Origin of the sequence: Streptomyces sp. ADMS (assembly GCF_033441795.1) — a bacterium.
Lineage (GTDB): Bacteria > Actinomycetota > Actinomycetes > Streptomycetales > Streptomycetaceae > Streptomyces.
In genome coordinates this window covers 1-282 of record NZ_JAVFVX010000558.1, presented here as the reverse complement: position 1 = coordinate 282, position 282 = coordinate 1, and the positions used below count along the sequence as shown (strand labels likewise).

Here is a 282-nt window from a genome sequence, read left to right as displayed (position 1 = left end):
GGTAGAACTCGGGGTTGTGGAAGGACGCGGCGTGCTTGAGCGCCGCGATCAGTTGTGATGGCAGCCCGGTGGTGGAGATGCGAAGCATCGCTCCTGCCTTGGCCCTGACCGTCTTGGGGGCCTTGCCCAGCGCGCTGCGGCGCGGCCGGGCCGGCAGCACCGGCGTGGTCGGGCTGGGGCCGGCCTGTAGCGGGCCCAACGCTTCCACCAACTCCTGTACCTGCCCGGGCGCGAGGCGTTCGGTGCGCGACAGGTAAGCGAACTGGTCCTCGTACGGCGTCC

At 70.6% G+C, this 282-nt stretch carries 1 protein-coding gene; it reads right to left on the bottom strand.

The window, feature by feature from the left end; all coding sequences use genetic code 11:
* On the bottom strand, window positions 1-282 hold a 282-nt coding region (locus tag RB628_RS41990), incomplete at both ends, for a hypothetical protein (protein ID WP_318325835.1).